This window comes from Microlunatus endophyticus, assembly GCF_014646195.1.
In the GTDB taxonomy this organism is placed as follows: domain Bacteria; phylum Actinomycetota; class Actinomycetes; order Propionibacteriales; family Propionibacteriaceae; genus Microlunatus; species Microlunatus endophyticus.
The window spans coordinates 463,580-482,811 of record NZ_BMMZ01000001.1 but is presented as its reverse complement, the minus strand read 5'-3'; the positions used below and the strand labels follow the sequence as shown (position 1 = coordinate 482,811).

The window sequence follows — 19,232 nt, the reverse complement described above, 5'->3', positions numbered from 1 at the left end:
CAGCATACGGGCTCGGGACCGGGTTGGTCGAATGTTCACACGGCGCTGCGGCGTGTCGGCCTCGCGGCCCCTTCCGACCCCCGCCGCTGCCGCCAGACCGCCCAGCAGATCACCGCCATCAACGCGAAGCCGACAGCCGGCGCCACCACATTGCGGACGCCGTCGGTCAGCCACTGCGTGGCCGGTGTGAATGCCGACGCGGCGCCCGGCAGATAGGCGGCGACCAGCACCGCGGTCCGTACCGTCACCACCCGGTCGACCAGCCGTGCCCCGGCCACCAGCGTCAGCGGTGCCCAGGCGATCACGTCGTACCAGCCGAGCGCGTACGCCGAGGTCAGGATCCAGCCGAGCCCGAGCGCGGCGAGCACCGGTACGGCCCGCGCCGCCAGGTCCTGGTCCTCGCCGGAGGCCGGCGCCGGATGCGGCAGCAGCCGGTACAGCAGTCGACCGAAGACGAACATCAGCAGCCAGCCCACCGCGACGATGACCGTGACGCCGTGCTGCTGGCCGATCAGGGCGCTGAGCGGATAGAGCGGCCAGCGCAGCGGGCTGGCGGCGGCATAGTTGCCGCCGGCCAGCAAGGTCGACCGCAGTGCCTGCGGCCCGACGAGCGCATAGCTCACCGCGCCCAGAACGAGGCCGCCGACCAAAACCGTCGCCAGTCGGCGCGGCAACCCACGCAGGACGATCACGAGACCCAGCACGTAGATGCCGAAGGTGATCTTGACCGCACAGGCCGCGCCGATCAGCAGCCCGCTGAGGATCCAGCGCTTCCGGGACAGCGCCCACAGGGAGGCGACCGCGAAGACGATCCCGATGGTGTCGGCGTGGCCGGAGTTGACCGCGATGAACAACAGAATCGGATTGAGGGTCCAGAGCAACAGCACCCGGCTCCGGCGGATCTCGTCCGCACCGGCCAGCCGGCGGAGCAGGATGCCCGTGATCACGTACGCGATCGCCCCGGCTGCGGTGATCACGAAGACCGTCGTGTGCACCGAGGATCGGCCGATCAGCGATGCCAGGGCCTGGATGCCGGTCGCGATCGGGCCGTAGACCGAGGTGGTGTCCACCCAGCGGATGCCGGTGGTCGCAACGCCGATCGGGTCGCCGCTGTTGATCAACTCGCGAACCGTGTGGACATAGGGATTACGCCCCGTCGCGGCCAACCGGCCGTATCCGGCGTACATCAGCACATCGGTCGATCCCATCGGCCCGACCATGATCATCAACACCGTCAGTACGATGCCGGCCCGGCCGAGGCGCCGGGTGTCCGGACGCCAGCCGCGATCGATGGCACCGAGGCCGGTCAGCAGCCCGGTGGCCCCGATCGCCATCGCCAGCATCAGCAGGCAGGTGACGACGAATGGACCGGGGTCACGAATCCATCCGAACGAGGCGAAGCCGTACGGCGGCAGCCAGGCCGGCCCGCCGGGCAGCTTCGCCTGGGCGGCGGTCGGACCGAACGAGCCGATCACCAGCACCAGCAGTACCGACAGCCCGATCAGGCCCAGCGCCCACCGGCCGCGGCTGTCGGCCCCGGTATCGGCCTCAGGATCGACGCGCGGATCGATAGGCGGATCGATGGGCGGATCGATGGGCGGATCGATGGGGCCGCTCACGACACCTCCGGTCGGCGCAGCGCGAGGATGGCGCGCCAGGACCGCGGGTCCAGCAGCCGGACCCCGGCCGCGTAAGCGGCGACGCAGGCGATCCCGGCGCCCAGCGCACCGAGCAACGCGCCCAGGATGCCGGTCGTGACCAGGCCGCGCCCGAGGTAGGCGATCACGGCGCCGAGCAGTACGCCGAGCACGGTGTCGATCAGCAGCGGCCGTACCATCTGCAGCCGTACGGAGCCGGTCCGGCTGCCGAGGATCAGCGCCCAGCCGATCACCGCCCCGACCAGCATGCCGATCGAGTTCGCGGCGGCGATGCCGGCCACGATGTCGGCCGCCGGGAGCACGGAGCGGGCGATCAGGATGCCGCCGATCACCACCGACCAGGCGATGGCGGTGGTGATGCCGGCCGGCGCAGCCCGATGCTCGGCGTACAGCGCCCGGGTCGCCAGTCCCATCAGCGCAAAACCGACGACGGCCGGCGCGTAGCAGATGATCGGCACCGCCAGTGTCATGGTGTCCCCGGAGCCAGGGCCGAGGACCAGTAGTCGGGCGCCGGGAATGGCGACGGCGATCAACAGCCCGGCTCCGAGGGCAGCCAGGGTGACCAGGGGTGCGGCGACGCCGGCCAGCACCCGTTCCAGCTCCTCCCGTCCGCGGCTGGCCGCGGACCCCAGCCGGGGGAATACCAACTGGTGCAGCGGATAGATCAGCACCGCGTACGGCAGCAGATAGACCGCAGCCGCCCAGGTCGCCCTGGTCCAGGCTCCGGAGACCCGGGTGTGGTTGGCGGCGAACATCCCGGTCATCACGCTGAGCTGCTGCATCACCAGTCCCGCGACACCGGCGGCGGCCATCGACATGATCAACCGCGGCACCCCGGGTGGGAAGTACAGTGTCGGGCGCAGCCGAAGCCCCATCCGCAGCAGCGGCACCAGGGTGACCAGGGTGAGCACCAGGACGCCGACCGTGGTGCCGATGCCGAGCAGCAGCAGGGCCGAGCGCTGCAGCAGCTCGGGATGATCACGACCGGCCGGATCGGCGACCAGGGCGAAGATCAGATAGGTGATGATCACCACCGCACTGGAGGCCAGGGGTGCTGCGGCCGCGGCCGTGAACCGGCGGTGGGCCTGCAACAGCCCCGCACTGACCACCGCCAGCCCGTAGAGCCACAGCTGAGGCCCGAAGATGATCAACAGCGAACCGGCGGTCGCCGCCGCCCCCGGGCAGTCGGACTGGACGAAGACCCGCGCGTAGACGTGGGCCAGCAGCATCGCCGCGATCGCGAAGGGCGTCAGCACCACCAGGGTCCAGCAGATCAGTGCGGAGGCGGTCCGGGCCGTCTGCTCCTGCCGCCCTTCGGCCAGTTGCCGGCTGATCACCGGGACGACGACGCTGGCCAGCACACCGCCGGCGGCGATCTCGAAGAGTACGTTCGGCAACTGGTTGGCGGAGTTGTACGCGTCCCCCAGACAGGTGTCTCCGACGGTCTTGGAGAACACCAGCCAGCGCCCGAAGCCGACGATCCGCGAGGTCAGGGTGAGCGCGGCGACGCCGACCGCGACGCTGGCGAACCGCGCCGTCCGCTCAGTCGTCATCGCCGGTTCCGGTCGGTCCGTCCCCGGCGGGGTCGTCGCTGGGTGTGGTGGCCGGGAGCGGCCGGCCCAGCTGATCGAGTGCGGCCAGCATCCGGTTGTTCTCGATCACCCGGGTGAAGCTGACCTTCTCGCTGGCCAGCGTCAGGCCGACGACGCCGCTCAGAGCCAGCAGCCGCAGCGGTCGCGGCAACCGTCCGGCGGCGATGCCGAGGCCGGCGCCCAGCGCATTCGCACCGCAGTCGCCCAGCATCGACCGCCCGGCAAGATCGGCCGGAAGCACCCCCGCCGCCGCACCGGCGATCGGCGCAGCACCGGGGGTCAGGAGCGCGGCCGTGACCAGCACCTTCGCGGCCCGGCCGGGTCGGAGGTCGAAAAGATTGATCAGATTCGCGGTCCCGGCCGTCAGAGCGGTGTTGACCAGCACGTCGATACCCCGCGCCGCCGGGCTGCCGGTCTGCGGCCGGTCGACCATCGCAGCCGCCAGCGCCGCTGCGCCGATCCCGGCGATCTTGATCATGCCGCTGGTGATCACTCCGCGCCGCAGCGCCCGGAGATGTCCACCGAATCCCTTGGCCTGTGTCGTGCCGAAGAGGTCGTCGTAGCAGCCGACGGCGCCGGCGCCGGTGATCGCCAGGACGGCCGCTGTGGTCCGGCGGGCATCGGGCTGCCGGTCCGCAACGGCGGCGACCAGCAGCCCGGCCACGGCAGCAGCGGTCGCGATCGGTCCCTCGACGAGGGTGACCGACGCGCCGGCGTGATTGGTCCGCTGCCAGCGGCTGCCGCCCGGACGCGTACGGCTCAGGCGACCGAGTGCGGACGAAACGCCCGCGGCCGCCGCGGCCGATGTCGTGGCGGTGACCAGGCGGCCGACACGAGGCCTCATCTGATCGGCAGCTCGGGTGCCGGTGCGTCGGCACTGCTGTGCCAGCCGTAGTGGCCCTGGCCGCCCTCGAGCTGTTCGGCGCCGGCCATCATCACCGTGCTGATACCGCTGGGCAGGTCGGCCGCGTCGACCGAGCTGAGCAGATTGCTGCTCTCCGGATCCGTCCGGACGGTCGCCACGTCGGTGGCGTCCATGTCGGTGCTGTTGGGGCCTGCGACCACCAGATGGCCCTGGACGTCACCGGAGAGCGCGACGTCGAAGTCGACGTGCCGTTTCAGCATGTCGGCACTCAGCGGCGGCGTCGAGGCCGGAGCGCTGACGACGATCACCAGCCGCGCGACGTCCTGGGTGCTCCGGTCGAGACTGATCAGGCTGCCGTTCAGCGCGTTGCCGATGTTGTTGCCCATCTGGTCGATCATCGAGTCGCGGCCGGACAGCAGGGCCCGCCCGAGCACTTTCCCGAAGCGGGCCGCGACGTCGTCGCCGGGCTTGTACTGGTTGCTGAAAGGTTGTAGCGCAGTCAGCACCTGTTGCCGCTGGGTGGGATCGAAGACCTGTTGCTTGACGGTGGTCACCGAGGCGACCGTCCCGCCCGAATCCCGGACGGCCTGTTGCAGATTGTTGGTCACCGATCGCGGGGCGTCGGGCATCGTGACGATCGCCACCGGAACCCCGACCAGCATGTCGGCGGTGAGCTCCTTGCCGACCTGACTGGCGTACGCATCCCGGTACTTGTCAAGTTCCTGCATGTTGCTGATCTGCTCCCGGTAGGTCTGGACCTGTCGGCGATCCTGCTCTGCCTGGGAGGCCAAACCCTTGTTGGCCTCACCGCTGACCAGCGTGACCCCGAGCGTGATACCGACCGCCAGCGCCAGGAACACCGCCATCAGCGACACGATGTGGTAGCGGAAGTTGATCAAGTGAACAGTTCCTTCACCCAGTAGACGATGTCGTTCCAGCGAGCCACCAGGAGATCGCCCACCTGCCGGCCGAAGTCGGTGAACGCCATGGCCGTGACCAGGGCCACGAGGGCCGACAGGACCAGCAGCAACACCTGCCAGACCTTGACCTCGCTGTGGTAGATCCGGGACACGCCCTTGGCATCGACGAGTTTCGGCCCCACCCGCAGCCGGGTCAGGAAGGTCGAGGCCATGCCCGATCTCCCCTTGTCCAGGAACTCCACCAGGGAGGCGTGAGTTCCCACCGCGACGATCAGCTGGGCGCCCTTGGAGTCGGCGAGCAGCATGGCCGCGTCCTCGCTGGTCCCCAGCACCGGGAACACGACAGCCGTCAGACCGGCACGTTCGATCCGTTCCAGTCCGGGCGCCCTGCCGTCGCGGTAGGCGTGCACGACCAGCTCGGCGCCGCAGTGCAGGGCGGCGTCGCTGCAGGAGTCCATGTCGCCGAGGATGATGTCGGGCACATAGCCGGCCTCGAGCAGTGCGTCGGCGCCGCCGTCAACCCCGATCAGCAGCGGCCGTGTCTCGGTGATGTAGGACCTCAGCGCGGCGAGGTCCTCGCGGTAGTCGTAACCACGGACCACGATCAGGACGTGCCGGCCCTCGAAGACCGTCTTCACCTCCGGGACGCCGACGCCCTCCAGCAGCAGGTCCTTCTCCTCGCGGAGGTAGTTCATGGTGTTCTCGGTGAAGGCGAGGATCTGGTCGCTGAGCCCGGCCTGGGCGCCTGCGAGCTGGCTGTCGAGAGCCTGTTGATCGACCAGCTCGCCCTTGCCGAGCACCTCATGTCGGGAGTTCAGCACCGTACCGCGCTCGAGCAGCACCCGATCGCCTTCGGTCAGGGTGTCGAACAGCTCGCCGTCGGCGCGGTCGATCAGCGGGATGCCGGCGTCCAGGAGGATCTGCGGGCCGAAGGTCGGATACCGCCCGGAGACGGTCGCGGCGACATTGATCACCGCGGCGACGCCGCGCTGCACGAGCGCCTCGGCGCTCACCCGGTCGAGGTCCTGGTGGTCGATCACCGCGATCTCGCCCGGTCGGATGCGCTTGGTCAGATTCTTCGTACGCCGGTCAAGGCGCACGACTCCCCCGAGATCGGTGCCGGCGGCGCGCCGGCGCAACAGAGTCGAGAGCTTCATGGCGATCCTGACCAGTCTGTCATGTCGGGCTGTGTGATCACGCCCGCACGAGCCGGACTCCTGACATCAGGACGGCCTGCGCATTGCCAGTTCCAGCAGCTCTTCGGCATGCGCGATCGACGACTGCGTCCGGTCCAGACCGGCCATCATCCGGGCGAGCTCGGCGGCCCGTTCCGCATCGGTGACCCGGCTGACGCCGCTGGTGGTGACCTGACCGTCATCGGCCTTGGCGACCACGTAGTGCCGGTCGGCGAAGGCGGCGACCTGGGCCAGGTGGGTGACCACGATCACCTGGGAATGCTCGGCGAGGGCCGCCAGCCGGCGGCCGATCTCCACCGCGACCTTGCCGCCGACACCGGCATCGACCTCGTCGAAGACGAAGGTGCCGCCGGCGTCGTCCCCGGCCAGCACCACCTCCAGCGCCAGCCGCACCCGGGACAGTTCGCCGCCGGAGGCCACCCGGGCCAGATTCCGCGGTTCAGTGCCGGGATTGGCGCTGAACAACAGCTCGACCTGATCGGTGCCGTACGGGCCCGGTTCGGTCGGCGTGATGGCGAATTCCAATCGGGCGTGCGGCATCGCCAGCGCGGCCAGTTCGGCCAGCACCAGCTTGCTCAGCCGGCCGGCTGCGGTGGTCCGGAGTTTGGTGATCCTGGCCGCCTGGTCGGCGAGAGTGGCGTCGAGCTCGGTGAGCCGGGCCTGCAGGTCGTCGATCCGTTCGTCGCCGGTCTCCAGCTGTGCCAACTGCCCGGCCGCGTCGTCACCCCAGGCGATCACCTCGTCGACGGTGCTGCCGTATTTGCGGGTCAGCTGTGCCAGTTCCGAACGGCGCGCGGCGATCTGTTCGAGCCGGCCGGGTGAGGTCTCCAGGCTGGCGAGATAGCGGCTCAGCTCAGCGGCGAGATCGGTCAGCAGATAGCTCACCTCGGCGATCCGCTGGGACAGCTGCTCCGCATCGGCGTCCAGGCCGGCGAGCTGCTCGGCGGCCTTGCGGGCGGTGCCGATCGCCGAGAGTGCGTCGCCGCCCAGCGGCGCATTCGGGTCGTCCTCGTCGCCGGCCAGCGCGACCATCGCCGTGGTGGCCGAGATCCGCAGGTCGTCGGCGGCCTGCAGTCGGATCGCCTCCGCGGCCAACGCCTCGTCCTCACCCGGCTGCGGGTCAACGCCGCCGATCTCCTCCAGACCGAAGCGCAGCAGGTCGATGTCGCGGGCCCGCTGCTGGGCGTTGCGGCGCAACTCGTCCAGCTCCGCGGCCGTCCGCCGCCGCTCCGCGTAACCCGAGCCGTACTCCTGCAGCAGCCTGGCCAGCTTGGATCCGGCGAAGCGGTCGAGGATCTCGCGTTGCCGCTCGGAGCGTCCGAGTCGGATCTGCTCGGACTGCCCGTGCACGGTGACCAGATCGGCGACCAGGTCGCCGCAGGTGGCGGCCGGCACCTGGGCTCCGCCGAGATAGGCCCGGCTGCGGCCGGCCGCGGTCAGATGCCGGGCCACCAGCAACTCGTCGTCCTCGACGCTGCCACCCGCCTCGGCCACGGCGGCGCTGATCGCGGCCGCGCCGCCGGGTAGCCGGAAGACACCCTCGACCCGGGCGCGCTCGGCGCCGGTACGCACCGCACCGGCGTCCGCACGGCCACCCAGCAGCAACGCGATGCCACTGACGATCATGGTCTTGCCGGCGCCGGTCTCGCCGGTCACCACGGTCAGTCCGGGATCGAGATCGAGGGTCGCCTCACTGATCACACCGAGATCGGTGATCCGCAGCTCCGCGAGCATGGCCCTATGCGTCCCCTCGGTCGGTGGCGGGTCCGGAGCCGTCGGCGGGAGTGCCGTCCCGCAGTGCCGCGGCGCGGGCTGCCTCGTGCCGGAGCTGGGCAGCGCCCCGCCAGCCCTCCACCCGCAGGCCGAACTTGTGCACCAGGCGATCGGTGAACGGCGCCTCGGACAGTCGTGCCAGCCGCAGCCGGTGCTTTCCCTGCACGACCTCAACCCGCATCCCCTGGCGCAGGATCGTCGACCGCCGGCCGTCACACCAGACGACGGCTTCGGGAGCCATCCCCGGCAGCATCTCGATCAGCACCCGCGACTTGGGGCTGAGCACCATCGGGCGGGCAAAGAGTGCGTGGGCGCTGAGCGGGACCACCTGCATGGCATCGACCCCGGGCCAGATCACCGGTCCGCCGGCGGAGAACGCGTACGCCGTCGAACCGGTCGGCGTCGAGACCAGGACACCGTCGCAGGACCAACGCGACAGCGGCCGTCCGTCGATCTCGACCATCAACTCCAGCACCCGCTCTCTGGCGGCCTTCTCGATCGTGACCTCGTTGATCGCGAACGAACTCCACAGCTGGTGCTCGCCCCGCAGGATCCGGACGTCGATCGTGGAGCGCTCCTCGACCCGATAGCTGCGGTTGACCACCGTCTCGACGATCAGGTCGATCTCGCTGGACTCGGCCTCGGCCAGGAATCCGACGTGCCCGAGGTTGACCCCGAGCAGCGGGATGTCGGCGGCCATCACCCATTCGGCGCCGCGCAGGATGGTGCCGTCGCCGCCGAGAACGACGATCAACTCGATGCCGACGGCGGTGCCACCCAGGCCGACGACAGGATCAGCCTCGGGCAGCACCTCGATACCAGGCTGGCCTGCTTTCAGGCCGAGATTGGCGATGTCCGCTGTCGGCAGCACACAGACGATGCCGTCGGCCCACAAACCGTTGATCAGCCGCAACGCCGCCTTGATCGCCTCGTCGCGTCCGGTGTGGGTGAGCACGGCGACCCGCCGGACCACGCCCGGTTGGCCTCCGGCGTGGCTGGTCTGGTCGGCTTCGGCGATCACGCGGACAGCATAGGCGCTAGCGCCCACCGTCCCCCGAAGGCTGTGGATCGAACAACCGGTCGATCACTCCAGGGTCCCGATCGGTGTCGGCGGTGGACGGGTCGCCGGAAAACAGCACGAAGTACTCGACATTTCCCGCCGGACCGGGCAGCCGGCTGGCGGCGGCCGCAAGCGGCCACCACCCCAGCTCGGAGGCTGCAGCGGTCACCGTCCGTACGGCGTGTTCGCGCAGCGCCGGCGACCGGACGACGCCGCCCTTGCCCAGCAGCTGACGGCCGACCTCGAATTGCGGTTTGATCATGGTGAGCAGCCGGCCGCCGGTGGTGAGCACCGAGATCAGCGGGCCGAGCAGCAGGGTCAACGAGATGAAGGAGACGTCGGCGACCACCAGCTCCACCGAGCGGTCGCCGATCAACGCCGGCTCGAGGTCTCGGAGGTTCGTTCCCTGGAGATTGATCACGCGGGGATCCTCACGCAGCAACGGGTCGAGCTGATCATGGCCGACATCGAGGGCGATCACCTGCTCGCAGCCCCGTTCCAGCAGCACCTGGGTGAAGCCTCCGGTCGACGCACCGGCGTCCAGTGCCGTGCGGGGAACCATGACGCCCAGATCGTCCAGCGCGCCAAGCAGCTTGTACGCCGCCCGCGACACGTACGGATCGGACTCGGTCAGCTCGAGATGATCATGGTCGCCGACGGTCGATGACGCCTTGCCCGCCGGGCGGCCGTTGATCAAGACCCTGCCGCCCTCGATCAGCTCCCGGGCGTGCGTCCGGGACCGGGCCAGCCCACGGGCGGCCAGGGCGACGTCCAGCCGGCCGGTCATCCGGGCCGCCGGATGATGATCAACTAGCCCGCGTCCGGCTGGTCGGGGTTGAGCGCCGCATGCAGTTCCTCGTGGACCGCGGCCAGTCGATCATGGTGATCGGTCAGCGGCTCGGATTCCAACCCCTGTAGGGCGGTCAGTGCATGATCAACGGCCGGTTGACCGGTCACCGGGATGGTCCCGGACTCCGCCGTCGCGCCGCGTTCGCCCTGCTGGTCTGCCTGCTGGTCAGGCTCGGTCACGCGCCGGCTCCCGTCGACTTCCGAGCGGACGTCTTCGTGGTGCCGCCGGCTGCCGCCTTCTTGGCCGGGGTCTTCTTCGCCGTCTTCTTGGCAGGCGTCGTCGTGGCAGGCGTCGTCGTGGCAGGCGTCATCCTGGCCGGCGCCTCCGCGGCGACCGACTTCTTCGCAGCCGCTTTCTTGGCAGCCGCGTGCTTGGCAGCCGCGTGCTTGGCAGTCGACTTCTTGGCCGGTGCCTTCTTCGCGGGTGCCTTCTTCGCGGGTGCCTTCTTCGCTGGGCCAGCCGCTCCGGGAACAGTGAGCACGTCAAGGTCCCGGCGCAGCTCGGCGACCTCGGCGCGCAGCGCCGCGATCTCGTCGGCCCGGGCCAGTCCCAGCCGGCCGAGCGACCTCTCGAGCTCCGTGCTGATCGTGCGTTGCAGCAGCGCGCGATTGGCCTTGCGCGCGGCGATGATCTCCTCGGCCAGCTGGTTGATCCGGGTGCCCGCCTCGGAGGCTGCCTCACCGAGATCGACGTTGTCCAGGCCGGCCTGGGTCAGCAGTCGCTCAGCGAGCTGCTTGGCGCGGGTGCGGGTCAACTGCGAGGCGCCGTCGATCGCCGCACCGAACGCCTCGCTCAAGGCGGCATAGCCGGGCATCGTCTGGCCCAGCAGCCGGGTCCGACGGGACTCGTCATCCTTGCTCATGCGCTGTCTCCCTGTCGCCTGATCGTGCACGTGGTCGTGTGAGATCCAACCTAGCTGGGGAACAGGCCGGACCGTAGTGCTGGTGCGCTCCGGTCGGCCTGTGATCTCGGCTACCCACTGACCCCTGCTGCGCGCTGATCTCGGCTGTCAACCGGGCGGCGCGGGTCAGTCGCCGAGCACGGCGCGGACCCGGTTGGTCAGCTCGTCTGCCAGGTCGAAGGCGTCCGTGGGCAGTTCGGCGTCAGCGCACTGCCAGCACAGCCGGGTCGCAGCCCACACCGCATCCATCAGCTCGTCGTCGCCCGGGCGGCGCGACAGCCGCAGCCCCTGGTGATCGAGATATGCCTCGATGGAGCCGACGGCGATCCGATCTTCACCGGTGCCGCGGGCTCGGCGTTCCTCGGCCAGCAGATCACCCGCGTTCAGCCCGATATGGGTCGGGCGCTCCACGCCGATCGCCGAGAACAACTGGACCGGTCCGTGTGCGCCGGTCATCACCAGCATGCTGTCCATGTCCAGGTTGCCGGCCCCGGCGATGTCGGTGTCGATCCGGTCGCCGACGAAGATCGGCCGCTTGCTGCCGAGCCGGCGTACGGTCTCCTCCAGCAGCGGTCGTTCCGGTTTACCGGCCACCAGCGGATCGGTTTCGACCGCTGTCCGGACCGCGGCGACCGCGGCGCCGTTGCCCGGTACCAGACCGCGATCGGTCGGCCTGGTCGGATCGGTGTTGGTGGCCACCCAGAGCGCACCGCGGCGGATCGCCAGGGCGGCCTCAGTGATCATTTCCCAGCTCATCTCCGGGTCGTAGCCCTGGATCACCGCCACCGGATGGTCATCGGCGCTCAGCACCGCGACCAGGCCGAAGTCGGATAATGCCTGGTGCAACCCATCACCGCCGACGGCCAGTACCCGAGCGCCGGCGCCGAAGCGATCGAACAACACCCGGGCGCCCGCCTGGGCAGAAGTGACGACATCCTGTTCGTCGCAGGTGATGCCGAAACCACGCAGTTGTTCTGCGACCACCTTCGGCGTCCGGGCGGCATTGTTGGTCACGAACCCGACGCGTACGTCGTGTTGCTGCAATCCGTTGACGGCTTCCGGAGCGCCGGGGACGGCGTCGGGCCCCAGATAGAGGACACCGTCAAGATCGAACAGTGCCGCGTCGTAGCGATCAATCAGCACGTCCGGGCTCCTCGTCACGCTCTCCAGCCTCGCCGGTATCGCCGTGATCATCGCCGTGATCATCACCGTCGTTGTCGTTCTGGTCTTGATTCTGGTCATCGTCTTCGCTGTCGTCGAAGTCGATGTCCAGGCCGTCGAGCGCATCCACCCGTTCCTGGGCGTCGGTCTCCCCATCGGTGTCGAGATCGGCGGCGGCGACGAATTCGCGATAGCCCCCGGCCGCGTCACCAAGATCAAGGAGGATGTCACCGAGCGCGTAGTGCAGGCGCGCCGCCGGCAGCCGCATCCCCCCGCCCGTTGCCCGATGACCAAGATCACCGACGGCAGCCCTCAGCAGCCGGGCTGCCTCCGCCGTCTGCCCGAGATCATGCCGCGCTCCGGCCTCGATGATCCGCAGTTCGATCGACGATGCCGGATCCATCAGCTGCCCCGCTGCTTCCCGGACGAGCCGGAGAGCCTGCTGCGGCCGGCCGAGCGCCCGCTCGCAGTCGGCCATCACCGGCAGGTAGTCGGCCGATCCGGTCATCCGCCGCAGCGCGCGGTATTCACTCAGGGCGACGTCGTATTTCCCTGCCGCATAAGCGGTTTCGGCGGCGCCCTCGCGGACGATCGGCAACCGGGCCGCGCGGCGACGGGCCGCATCGGCGTGGGCGTAGGCGAGCTCCGGGTCCTCGTCGATCAGCTCGCCCGCGAGCAGCAGGTGCCCGGCGACGATCTCTGCCAGATCCTTGGGCAGGCTGCGCAGCTCCGCCCGGACGCCACGATCCAATCGGCGGATGTCGGTATCTACCGGGATCTGCGGCTCGGCGCCCTTCGCTTCAAGGCCGGGCGGGAACCGCCGCTCGGACTGACCATGATCATCGCCGCGGCGATCAGTGCCTGGACGATAGCCGCCCGGACGATCAGTGCGCGGACGATCACTGCCCGGACGATCACTGCCACGACGATCGGTCCCACGACGATCGGTCCCACGACGATCGGTCCCACGACGATCGGTCCCACGACGATCGGTCCCACGACGATCGGTCCCACGACGATCGGTCCCACGACGATCGGTCCCACGACGATCGGTCCCACGACGATCACTGCCGCGGTCACCATCGCTGCGCCGATCATCGCCGCGCCAGTCATCACGGCGCCGGTCATCGTCACGGCCGCGGTACGCGGTACCGGAGTCCGTGCGCGGCCGGCCCGGGCGTTGCCCCGCGGGCCGCCGGCTGTCGAAGGTCGATCCACCCGAGCGGCGGTTGTCGCGGTTGTCGTAGGACCGATCGCCACGGCGACCCTCCGACCCGCGGGCGGCGGAACGGTCTCCGGTACGCGGTGAGTCGCGGCGGTCCGACCCGCGGCCGCCATACGAACGATCCTGGGAATCACGACGGTCCGCGCCGCCGTAGTCGCGACCCGAATCCCGTCCGCCGGAACGGCCACCGGGTCGTCGCGCACCCGCAGCGCCACGGTCGCCGAACTCTCCCCGTTCGGAACTGCGCCCACCCGAACCGGACCGCTCACCCTCGTAGCGGGACTTGCCTGGCCGCTCGCTACCAGATCGGCGGGGGTCCGCTCCGCGCGCGTCACGCCCGCCGGAGTAGCGCCGGTCGGAATCGCGGCCACCGAAGTCGCGACCACCAGAACCGCGGCCGCCAGAGTCCCGGCCGCCGAAGTCGCGGCCACCCGTATCCCGGGTGCCCGAACCACGATCCCCGAAATCCCGGCGCCCCGATCCCCGGCCACTGTCACTGCCCCGGCCACCGGCACTGCTCCGGCCACCGGCACTGCCCCGGCTGCCCAACCCGCCACGACCGGCCGCTCCCCGTCCAGAGGAGCCACCGGGTCGCTGACCACGACCGGATCCACTATCCCGATCGCCACGACCGTTGTCTTCGCGCCCGCGATCGTCACGCCTGCGATCGTCACGCCCGCGATCGTCACGGGGATCGTCGTCGCGATCGCCGCCGTACCTCTTGTCAGCCACCGGCTAATCCTCCTGCACGGCGACACGTGAGGACAAACCGGCCACCCCGCTTCGCACGACCATGTCAGCGCTCGACAACCTCGACATCGGGCCCGGCACCACGCAACGACCTGAGCAGTTCCGGATCGGCCCCGTCGTCGGTAATGATCTTGTCGATCTCGTTCACCGCGGCGAAGCTGCAGAACGAATTCCTGCCCAGCTTGGCAGAAACCACCGGCACCAGACGCCGCCTGGCCGACAGCAACATCGCCCGCTTGACCGCCGCCTCCTCGGGATTGGTCGTGGTGACACCAAGATCGGCGGTCAGCCCGTTGACGCCGACGATCGCCAGGTCTGCGCTCAACGTCTCCAGCCTCCTGGTGGTCCAGCCGTCGACCGATGCCTGGGTGAGACCGCGGATCATGCCCGGAAGGGTGATGACCGTGAGCCGCGGACGGTCGGCCAGGACCAGTGCGGCCGGCAGGTTGTTGGTCACGATGGTGAGCGGTCGATCGGGAAGCTTCTCCGCGATCACGAAGGTCAGCGAGCCCGAATCCAGGACGACGACGCCGTCGTCGGGCAACTCCTCGATGACCGCCGCCGCGATCCGCTGCTTCTCGGCGCGTTGGTCGGCGTGACGAGCAGCCAGCGCCTGCTCGAACGGCACCGATTCGACCAGTTCCGCGCCACCCCTGACCCGCCGCACCACGCCGCGCCGTTCGAGCACCTCCAGATCGCGGCGTACGGTCTCGGCCGCGACCCCTAGCCGGGCAGCGATCGTGGTGACGCCGACCCTGTCCCGGTGTTCCAGCAGGATGTCGGCGATCGCCTGCTGACGCTGCGGCGGGTACATCGGGCCGCCTGCGTGGGCCGGTGCCGGGCGGGCCGGGGCAGCCTGGGTGTCGGCGTCACCCGGATCGGTCCTGCCCGCATCGGTCTCAGCCATGCTCATCGCGGTGCCCCTCGTCCCCGAACGTCAGCGAATGCACCTTCGCCGACCAAGACTAGGGCACCGCGGCCATCCTGCCGGGTCGATCTGCAACAGATACGGGCAGTGTTCCACCGATTCGGTCACAGAATCTCCGGATCTGGGGCGCCAATCCCTCTGGACCGGGCATCAAAGACTGCAGTAAGGTCCGATTCGCAGGCGTTCGGACCGCCCAGCAACATGCGGGCATCGTCGGGACGTCACTCACCGACGAGGAGGCAGCCTATGTTCGGCAATCGGTGGTTATCCCGGGCGCTCAGGAGTCGGCCCGGGTTCCGACGGGTCGGAATGCGACAGACCGGTCGTCATCGTGCTGCTCTGGTCGCCGGCGTCGGCGCCGCGTCGCTGATGCTGACCGTCTCCGGCTGCGCGGGTTTCGGCAACCTCGGCAACCAGCCCGGCGTCACCACGATCACCCTGGCCAGCGTCAACAACCCGCAGATGCAGGACCTCGCCACGCTGCTGCCGGAATTCGAGAAGGCCCATCCCGACATCAAGGTCAACGTGATCATGATGGAGGAGAACGATCTTCGCAACGCCACCACCAAGGATGTCGCGACGCGCGGCGGCCAGTACGACGTGATGACTGTCGGCGCCTACGAGGTGCCGATGTGGGGCCGCAACGGCTGGCTCACCGACCTGACCGCCAAGGCGAAGGCGGATCCTTCGTACGACGTCGACGACTTCTTCAAACCCGTCCAGCAGAGCGTCAGTTACGACAACAAGATCTATGCGGCCCCGTTCTACGGCGAGTCCTCGTTCCTGATGTACCGCAAGGATCTCTTCCAGAAGGCAGGGCTGACCATGCCCGCCCACCCGACCTGGCAGCAGGTCGCCCAGCTGGCGGCCAAACTCAAGGACCCGTCCCAGGACCGGGCTGGCATCTGCCTGCGGGGCAAGCCCGGTTGGGGCGAGCAGTTCGCTCCCCTGACGACCGTGGTCAACACCTTCGGCGGCCAGTGGTACAACATGAGCTGGGATGCCCAGGTCAACAAGCCGGGCTTCAGCAACGCCGTCAACTTCTACGTCAACACGATCAAACAGTCCGGCGAACGTGATCCGGCCTCCTTCGGCTTCACCGAATGCCTGAATCTGTTCCAGCAGGGTCGTGCGGCGATGTGGTACGATGCCACCTCCGCAGCCGGCACCCTCGAGACGAAGGGCAGTCCGGTCGCCGGCAAGGTCGGCTACGTCTCAGCCCCGGTGGTCAAGACCAAGGAATCCGGCTGGCTGTGGACCTGGAACCTGGCGATCAACTCGCTGTCCAAACACCAGCAGGCCGACTGGGAATTCGTCAAGTGGGCCACGTCGAAGCAGTACGAGCAACTCGTCGGACAGCAGCTCGGCTGGGCCCGCGTGCCACCGGGCACCCGACAGTCGTTGTACGCCAATCCGCAATACCAGCAGGCAAGTTCGGCCTTCGCCGGGCTGACCGCGCAGACACTGCGCAGTGTCGACCCGACCCACCCGGGAGTCGATCCCCAACCGTGGACAGGGATCCAGTTCGTCGGGATCCCTGAATTCCAGGACGTCGGCAACCAGACGTCCCAGCAGATCGCCAACACGTTCTCCGGTGGCGAGTCGGTGGCCGATGCACTCGACAAGGGCCAGCAGATCGCCCAGATAGCCGGGGACACCCAGAAGAGGGAGGCCGGGAAATGACCGCCGTCGCGGCTTCGGATCTGGAACGGACCGGAACCGGTCCGACCATCAACGCATCACGGATGGAACGCAGCGAGCGATCGTTCGCTCGCAAGATCGTGATCCCGGCCTTCGCCGTCGCGATCATCGTCACCCAGATCCCGTTCCTGGCAACGATCTACTACTCGTTCCAGAACTGGGATCTCGCCAGGCCGGAAGCCCGGTCCTTCGCCTGGTTCCACAACTACGCGGCAGTCGTCACCAACGGTGCCTTCTTGCCGGCGTTGCTGAACACCGTCGTGATCGTCGGGTCCTCGGTGATCGTCTCGCTGGTGCTCGGCCTGCTGCTGGCCATGCTGCTGGACCGGAAGTTCCCCGGCCGCGCGGTGGCCAGGACGTTGTTGATCACACCGTTCCTGGTGATGCCGGCGGCGTCGGCGCTGATCTGGAAGTGGTCGCTGCTGGACGCCAACGTCGGCATGATCAACTGGGCCTTCGGCCTGGTGCACATCCCGCCGGTCGCCTGGAACACCGACTTCCCCGGCATGACGGTGGTGTTCGTGCTGACCTGGCAGTACACGCCGTTCATGATGTTGATCCTCCTCGCCGGACTGCAGTCCCAGTCCGGTGAGATGCTCGAGGCAGCCCAGGTCGACGGCGCCGGACCGCTGCGGATCTTCCGCACCATGACACTGCCGCACCTGCGGACCTACGCCGAGCTGGCGATCCTGCTCGGTACCGTCTTGATGGTGCAGGTCTTCGACCCGGTCAACATCATGACCGGCGGCGCAGGACACTCCAAGACGCTGTCCTATCTGTTGTACGAAAGGGCTTTCATCGGCCAGCAGGTCGGCGAGGCGGCGGCGTACGGCGTTGTCACGGTGATCGTCACGATCGCCGTCGCGACCGTCGCACTGCGCACCCTGTTCCGAGTCTTCACCGAGGAAGGGGGTGGCGGGCGATGAGCACCGGTGTCGCAGCGCAACCAGGACGGGCATCAGCGACCAGCGACCCGGGCGAGCGACCTGCCGTCCGGACCAGGCCCCGGTACACCGGTCGGCGGATCGGCGGGATCGGCGTCACGGTCCTGACCTGGGTCGTGGTGTTCCTGTTCTTCTTCCCGGTACTGTGGATGATCTTCACCAGCTTCAAGACCGAACAGGCGGCGGCCCAGTTCCCGCCGAGCTTCATCACCCACCTGTCCTTCGACCGGTACGCAACCGTGTTCCAGCGCGGGATGGGCCTCTACCTCGCCAACTCCGCGGCGTTGTCGATCCTGTCGACGGTGGCGGTGATGGCGCTGGCGATCCCGGCGGCGTACGGGTTGTCGGTACGCCGGGTGGGCCGCTGGCAGGACCTGCTGTTCTTCTTCATCTCCACCAAGTTCATGCCGGTCGCGGCCTCGATCATCCCGGTCTTCCTGCTGCTGCGCGTCATGGGCGCGCTGGACAACCTGTGGGCGCTCGGCGTGCTCTATATCGGGATGAACCTCCCGCTGGCGATCTGGATGATGCGATCGTTCTTCGCCGAGGTGCCGTACGCGGTCGTCGAGGCCGCGCAGATCGACGGAGCGTCCTACAGCCGCGAGCTGTGGCGGGTGTCACTGCCGATCGTCGCCCCCGGTGCGGCGGCAGCAGCGCTGATCTGCTTCATCTTCGCCTGGAACGAGTACTTCCTGGTCAACCTGCTGACCGCCGTCGTTGCACGCACGACGCCACCGTTCCTGGGCAGCTTCGTCGACGGCCGCGGTCAGTTCCTGGCAGTCCTGTCGGCGGCATCGACCATTGCCGTGCTGCCGGTGATCATCGCCGGTTGGGTCGCCCAGAAGCGGTTGGTGCGCGGTCTGGCGATGGGTGCGGTCAAGTAGCAGATGACGCGGCTCGAAACCGATCCGAGCCCGAGTTCGCGGGCAGCGGCCGGCGGTCGCCAGGCCAGGATCGCCGGCTGGCTGGAGGCCGATGGCCGGGTCGACGTGGCGCAGGCGGCGGCGCTGCTGGGCGTCGCACCGGAGACCGTACGCCGCGATCTGAGGGCGATGGAGACGGCCGGCCGACTACACCGGGTGCACGGCGGCGCGATCTCGGTCGTCCCCCGTCCGATGGTGACCCGCTCGGCCCCGAAGTCCCGCTATATCGGACTGGGCAGGACGGTCTGGGAACGACTGCCGCGCCAGGGAACGCTGCTGATCGGGACCGGCCCGCCGGCGCTCGGGCTGGCTGAGGCCATCTCGGCGGCGCCTCCCGAACGACCAGGTCTGACGGTGGTGACCAACTATCTCGATGCCGCCGTGGTGCTCTCCCGGGTACCACTGCTGGCGGTCTACAACATCGGCGGGACAGTCAGCCCGACATCGCGAGGTCAGGAGGGCGACTGGGCGATCACCGAACTCAACCGGCTACGGACCGACGTCAGCGTCATCTGCCCCGCCGGGATCAGCGTCGAGGACGGCCTCAGCGATCCGAGGCCGGCCGGGGCAGCGGTCTGCCGCGCGGAGACCAGGATCGGCCGCCGGGTGATCGCGCTGGCCGATGCGGCGGCGGTCGGCCGGTCGGCGTTCGTGACGTTCGCTACCATCGAGGAGATCGACGAGGTCGTGGTCGCGGGCTCGGTGCCGGACAGACTGCACCGCCCGTTCTCCGACCGCGGAGTCGGTCTGACAGTGGTCCCGACCGTGGATTGAGAGTACGCATC

18 protein-coding genes are annotated in these 19,232 nt (G+C 69.1%); 4 read left to right on the top strand and 14 right to left on the bottom strand.

All coding sequences use genetic code 11. The features are described 5' to 3' along the window. Window positions 1-35: 35 nt before the first annotated feature. The 14 genes from IEY07_RS02420 to IEY07_RS02355 form a co-directional block, all read right to left on the bottom strand. A complete protein-coding gene (locus IEY07_RS02420) occupies window positions 36-1,619 on the bottom strand; it encodes an MptA/MptB family glycosyltransferase (RefSeq protein ID WP_188893553.1) in 1,584 nt (527 codons plus the stop codon). Continuing rightward, entirely contained in the window at window positions 1,616-3,211 is a 1,596-nt protein-coding gene (gene murJ, locus IEY07_RS02415) for a murein biosynthesis integral membrane protein MurJ (protein WP_188893552.1), read from the bottom strand. Before murJ ends, IEY07_RS02420 begins: the two co-directional genes overlap by 4 nt. After that, a complete protein-coding gene (locus IEY07_RS02410) occupies window positions 3,201-4,094 on the bottom strand; it encodes a hypothetical protein (RefSeq protein ID WP_229669621.1) in 894 nt (297 codons plus the stop codon). The genes murJ and IEY07_RS02410 overlap by 11 nt, the downstream gene beginning before the upstream one ends. Continuing rightward, on the bottom strand, window positions 4,091-5,014 hold the full coding sequence (locus IEY07_RS02405) for a copper transporter (RefSeq protein WP_188893551.1): 924 nt from the start codon (window positions 5,012-5,014) through the stop codon (window positions 4,091-4,093). The genes IEY07_RS02410 and IEY07_RS02405 overlap by 4 nt, the downstream gene beginning before the upstream one ends. Beyond that, on the bottom strand, window positions 5,011-6,192 hold the full coding sequence (gene steA / locus IEY07_RS02400; RefSeq protein ID WP_188893550.1) for a putative cytokinetic ring protein SteA: 1,182 nt from the start codon (window positions 6,190-6,192) through the stop codon (window positions 5,011-5,013). Before steA ends, IEY07_RS02405 begins: the two co-directional genes overlap by 4 nt. Window positions 6,193-6,258: 66 nt before the next feature. Beyond that, window positions 6,259-7,965 (bottom strand): DNA repair protein RecN, encoded by a 1,707-nt coding sequence (recN, locus tag IEY07_RS02395; RefSeq protein WP_188893549.1) that lies wholly within the window; start codon window positions 7,963-7,965, stop codon window positions 6,259-6,261. A 4-nt stretch (window positions 7,966-7,969) separates the two neighbouring features. Beyond that, window positions 7,970-9,025 (bottom strand): NAD kinase, encoded by a 1,056-nt coding sequence (locus tag IEY07_RS02390; protein ID WP_229669620.1) that lies wholly within the window; start codon window positions 9,023-9,025, stop codon window positions 7,970-7,972. Window positions 9,026-9,041: 16 nt separating this feature from the next. Further along, complete coding sequence (locus IEY07_RS02385) at window positions 9,042-9,851, bottom strand: TlyA family RNA methyltransferase (protein ID WP_188893548.1); 810 nt, start codon at window positions 9,849-9,851, stop codon at window positions 9,042-9,044. Between the two features lie 23 nt (window positions 9,852-9,874). Continuing rightward, a complete protein-coding gene (locus IEY07_RS02380) occupies window positions 9,875-10,093 on the bottom strand; it encodes a hypothetical protein (RefSeq protein ID WP_188893547.1) in 219 nt (72 codons plus the stop codon). Then, complete coding sequence (locus tag IEY07_RS02375; protein WP_188893546.1) at window positions 10,090-10,776, bottom strand: hypothetical protein; 687 nt, start codon at window positions 10,774-10,776, stop codon at window positions 10,090-10,092. The genes IEY07_RS02380 and IEY07_RS02375 overlap by 4 nt, the downstream gene beginning before the upstream one ends. 165 nt (window positions 10,777-10,941) lie before the next feature. Beyond that, window positions 10,942-11,976 (bottom strand): HAD-IIA family hydrolase, encoded by a 1,035-nt coding sequence (locus IEY07_RS02370; RefSeq protein WP_229669619.1) that lies wholly within the window; start codon window positions 11,974-11,976, stop codon window positions 10,942-10,944. Then, on the bottom strand, window positions 11,948-12,727 hold the full coding sequence (locus IEY07_RS02365) for a tetratricopeptide repeat protein (protein WP_188893544.1): 780 nt from the start codon (window positions 12,725-12,727) through the stop codon (window positions 11,948-11,950). The genes IEY07_RS02370 and IEY07_RS02365 overlap by 29 nt, the downstream gene beginning before the upstream one ends. Before the next feature lie 17 nt (window positions 12,728-12,744). Then, window positions 12,745-13,875: a hypothetical protein gene (locus IEY07_RS02360; protein WP_188893543.1), complete on the bottom strand. Its 1,131-nt coding sequence runs from the start codon at window positions 13,873-13,875 to the stop codon at window positions 12,745-12,747. A gap of 122 nt (window positions 13,876-13,997) precedes the next feature. Beyond that, the gene (locus tag IEY07_RS02355) at window positions 13,998-14,864 is read right to left on the bottom strand and encodes a DeoR/GlpR family DNA-binding transcription regulator (protein WP_229669618.1); all 867 of its coding nucleotides are present in this window, start codon (window positions 14,862-14,864) and stop codon (window positions 13,998-14,000) included. 324 nt (window positions 14,865-15,188) lie between these two features. On the opposite strand from IEY07_RS02355, the gene IEY07_RS02350 reads away from it, so the two are divergent. The 4 genes from IEY07_RS02350 to IEY07_RS02335 are packed head-to-tail and all read left to right on the top strand — an operon-like array spanning window position 15,189 to window position 19,221. Then, window positions 15,189-16,562, top strand: a complete 1,374-nt coding sequence (locus tag IEY07_RS02350) for an ABC transporter substrate-binding protein (RefSeq protein WP_188893542.1) — start codon at window positions 15,189-15,191, stop codon at window positions 16,560-16,562. Further along, window positions 16,559-17,506: a carbohydrate ABC transporter permease gene (locus IEY07_RS02345; RefSeq protein ID WP_188893541.1), complete on the top strand. Its 948-nt coding sequence runs from the start codon at window positions 16,559-16,561 to the stop codon at window positions 17,504-17,506. Before IEY07_RS02350 ends, IEY07_RS02345 begins: the two co-directional genes overlap by 4 nt. Further along, a complete protein-coding gene (locus IEY07_RS02340) occupies window positions 17,503-18,408 on the top strand; it encodes a carbohydrate ABC transporter permease (RefSeq protein WP_188893540.1) in 906 nt (301 codons plus the stop codon). The genes IEY07_RS02345 and IEY07_RS02340 overlap by 4 nt, the downstream gene beginning before the upstream one ends. Before the next feature lie 3 nt (window positions 18,409-18,411). Continuing rightward, window positions 18,412-19,221, top strand: a complete 810-nt coding sequence (locus IEY07_RS02335) for a DeoR/GlpR family DNA-binding transcription regulator (protein WP_188893539.1) — start codon at window positions 18,412-18,414, stop codon at window positions 19,219-19,221. Window positions 19,222-19,232: the final 11 nt, after the last annotated feature.

Coding starts and splice junctions, on each gene's coding strand:
- murJ (WP_188893552.1), bottom strand. CDS start 3,211: ATGACGACTGAGCGGACGGCGCGGTTCGCCAGCGTCGCGGTCGGCGTC.
- IEY07_RS02410 (WP_229669621.1), bottom strand. CDS start 4,094: ATGAGGCCTCGTGTCGGCCGCCTGGTCACCGCCACGACATCGGCCGCG.
- steA (WP_188893550.1), bottom strand. CDS start 6,192: ATGAAGCTCTCGACTCTGTTGCGCCGGCGCGCCGCCGGCACCGATCTC.
- recN (WP_188893549.1), bottom strand. CDS start 7,965: ATGCTCGCGGAGCTGCGGATCACCGATCTCGGTGTGATCAGTGAGGCG.
- IEY07_RS02385 (WP_188893548.1), bottom strand. CDS start 9,851: ATGACCGGCCGGCTGGACGTCGCCCTGGCCGCCCGTGGGCTGGCCCGG.
- IEY07_RS02375 (WP_188893546.1), bottom strand. CDS start 10,776: ATGAGCAAGGATGACGAGTCCCGTCGGACCCGGCTGCTGGGCCAGACG.
- IEY07_RS02355 (WP_229669618.1), bottom strand. CDS start 14,864: ATGAGCATGGCTGAGACCGATGCGGGCAGGACCGATCCGGGTGACGCC.
- IEY07_RS02350 (WP_188893542.1), top strand. CDS start 15,189: ATGCGACAGACCGGTCGTCATCGTGCTGCTCTGGTCGCCGGCGTCGGC.
- IEY07_RS02345 (WP_188893541.1), top strand. CDS start 16,559: ATGACCGCCGTCGCGGCTTCGGATCTGGAACGGACCGGAACCGGTCCG.
- IEY07_RS02340 (WP_188893540.1), top strand. CDS start 17,503: ATGAGCACCGGTGTCGCAGCGCAACCAGGACGGGCATCAGCGACCAGC.
- IEY07_RS02335 (WP_188893539.1), top strand. CDS start 18,412: ATGACGCGGCTCGAAACCGATCCGAGCCCGAGTTCGCGGGCAGCGGCC.